Origin of the sequence: Streptomyces sp. NPDC021012 (genome assembly GCF_044333355.1) — a bacterium.
GTDB lineage: Bacteria > Actinomycetota > Actinomycetes > Streptomycetales > Streptomycetaceae > Streptomyces.
The window spans coordinates 1-2,889 of the sequence record NZ_JBIRQU010000031.1; the positions used below are offsets into that span (position 1 = coordinate 1).

Annotated in this window: 2 protein-coding genes and 1 pseudogene; 2 read left to right on the forward strand and 1 reads right to left on the reverse strand. The window is 66.0% G+C overall.

What is annotated here, in order from left to right:
- The coding region (locus ACH4TP_RS40285) for a transposase (RefSeq protein ID WP_398440714.1) at nucleotides 1–673 on the forward strand (673 nt) is incomplete at its 5' end.
- Nucleotides 674–852: 179 nt separating this feature from the next.
- Here the strand turns inward: ACH4TP_RS40285 and ACH4TP_RS40290 are convergent.
- Nucleotides 853–1,593: a Type 1 glutamine amidotransferase-like domain-containing protein gene (locus ACH4TP_RS40290; protein WP_398440715.1), complete on the reverse strand. Its 741-nt coding sequence runs from the start codon at nucleotides 1,591–1,593 to the stop codon at nucleotides 853–855.
- A gap of 330 nt (nucleotides 1,594–1,923) precedes the next feature.
- Here ACH4TP_RS40290 and tpg point away from each other — a divergent pair.
- Nucleotides 1,924–2,145, forward strand: a pseudogene (gene tpg, locus ACH4TP_RS40295) (telomere-protecting terminal protein Tpg); the annotation flags it as partial.
- Nucleotides 2,146–2,889: the final 744 nt, after the last annotated feature.

Here is a 2,889-nt window from a genome sequence, read left to right on the forward strand (position 1 = left end):
CTCACGCCGGGCGATCGCCCGGCACCTGGGCTGGGGCCTCAACACCGTCCTCCGGTACGCGAACGCCGCACGCTGGCAGGACACCATCCGCGAGAGCCCGCCCCGGCCCAGCAGGCTGGACCCCTACAAGCCCTACCTGGAGCGGCGATTCGCCGAGGGATGCACCAGCGTCACCCGACTGCACAGCGAGCTGGTCACCGAGCACGCTCCCGTCACCTACGGCATGGTCCGCGCCCACATCGCCACCTTGCGCGGGGCTCCGTCCGCCGCACCGCCACGGCCGCCGACGGTACGGCAAGTGACCGGCTGGATCACCCGCCACCCCACGACCCTGAAGGAGGAAGACAGGGCCGGCCTGAAGGAGGTCCTGGCCCGCTGTCCCGAACTGGATACGGCTGCCAGACACGTCCGCGATTTCGGCGAGATGCTCAGCGGCCGTCTCGGTGCGACGCTCCCTGCCTGGATCGATGCCGTCGACGCCAGCCAGCTGCCCGGGCTCACCGGCTTCGCACTCCACTTGCGCCGAGACCTCGACGCCGTGACCGCAGGCCTCACTCTGGACTGGAGCTCGGGCAGCATCGAGGGCGCCGTGAACCGCATCAAGAAGATCAAGAGACAGCTCTATGGACGAGCCGGATTCCACCTTCTTCGGAAGATGATCCTGCTGCAGTAGCCAGGAAGCAGGCGTCTTGTCTGATGCGGGTTCGGCGGGCCAGAACTTCGTGTGATCACTCTTGTGTACCGCCTGTGCCTGCCCTCTGACCATGGCTGTGTAGTTGTCCGAGCCTCTGGTCAGGCCAGAGTTCGATTGGCGAATTGGACCCGACGGGTATCGCCGGGCCCCTCACCCGTTCACGCCCGCTGACTGACCTGGTGTGGTGGGGCGAGCAGACGGCATGGCAGGGCTTTTTCTGAAACCCGGCTGTCTATGTCTGGTTCCACCCGATACAGCAGAGCCTCAGGTGTGAGTGTCACGCAGTCCGTGAGATGGCCGTTGGTGAAAAGGGCGCCGACTCCGTCTTCTACTGCCCAGCCAGCCGGAAGCGCGCGGCTTGCCACAGCCGCCTGATAGGACGCTCGTCGGCCCGGTTCACTGTCGTAGTGCGGGCAGACCGAGCCGGATAGCAGGCTCAGCCCATCGGAGAGGTGGGTCAGTGGCCCAAATGAGTCGGTGTGCGAGCCCTCGGCCCAGCAGTTGGCACCAGCGCTGATGCCGCACAGCAAGGTCCCTCGGTCGAAGGCCTCGCGAAGTAGCTGGTCCACGCCGTGCGCGCGCCAGACCGCCAGCATGTTCGCGGTGTTGCCCCCACCCACATAGACGAGGTCCTGAGAGAGCAGGAACGTGCGCAGTTCGTCGTCATCGAGCTCCCGCCGGAACAGCTGCAAGACGCTGGGCTCGCACGAACGTGACCGGTACGCCTCGAAGAACTGCTCGATGTAGGCGGGTGCATCGCCGCTGGCTGTAGGGATGAAGCACACCTTGGGGCGAGGAACGGGCACCTGACCGAGCACCCAGTCATCCAGTAGACCGTCGTCGTCGGTGGAGAAGCCGCCTCCAAGAAGAGCCAAACGACGTTCCGGAACGACAGTCATGAGGGTGCCTCCTCAAATCACGATGCAGACGCGCACGATGCCTGAACCGTGCCAAGCCATCGGCCAGATCCGCAATCGAATAGCCACCCCCGGCGGTCCCAGGATCTCTGTCCATCCAGGACAGGCCAGCTCAAATGCGGACGTGGAGCGACGGCCAGCCTGCCACCCCCACGCCGTAGTCCGGAAAAGTCGGACCATCATCAAAGTTCGGTGAGGCAGAATATTCGGCACGGAGTCGAGGCTCAACCTCCCACATCATCGAACGTCACGATTACTCTCCGTGATAACTTCCCGAGATTTGTGCCAGAACCTCTTCGTCATCGACAGAGCCACACCGACGACGGCCGGTTCCGCCGCCTCACCGTCCACCTCCCCCCGGCCTACGCGCAGCGGCTGTTCGACGCCCAGTCCGCCGGCGCCCCTGACCGCGAACTGCGCCAGGTGATCGCCGAGGGCCTTCGGGACGTGTATTTCCAGGACGGCGGCGCCCGTGCTTTGGGTCTGTCCGAGGTCCGGCTCGACGACATCGACTACCTCGACCTCGACTACTGACCCCGCCTCACCATGGCCCTTGTGGTGGGCCGGGCCTGAGAGGCTCTCAGGCTGTTTTCCCAGGTGAACGGGCAGGCTGAGAGGGTGAGAGGGAGCCCGCCCACCACGGGCCCGTGCCCGGGACGGGGACGCCCTCCTCGGGGTGGCCCTGGCGGGGGTGCCGGCGGTTCGGCGGAGCCTTCCGCGCGGTCCCCGTCCCTGGCCCGTGCCCGATCCGGCAGGCTCCCAGGGGCGCGGAGATATTCCAGTCACTACACAGAACAGAACCCTTGATGCATCATGGAAAGCGCGTCTCCAGAGCTCACCTCAGCATGGGTTTTGATACACCCTCAGTAATGGTTCACCAGGGGAGGTCACAGGGTGATACCGGGAGGGTTTCCCAGACAGTGCACAGGTGGGATGCTGATGCATCATCACCGCCCTATTCCACAGAGCCCCGAGGAGTCCCGGCCCGGCGATCCGGCAGCCTCGGGGTGGTGGGGCAGAACCCCAGACGCTACACAGGCCACGGCGCGATTCACCCCCACCCCTCGCTGCCCGGCGAAGCCGGTGGGGCGGGAGCGCAGCGGACGCCCCGGTACTCGCGCTCGCGCGAGTACCCACAATTCGCGCTTGCGCGAATTGACCCTACCTCAGAATTCCGCTTGCGGAATTCGATTCCCGCGCTTGCGCGGGAATCCGCCTCGCGCTTGCGCGAGGCGCGCTCTACTCCCCGGCTTGCCGGGGAGTATCCCGCTCCGCGGG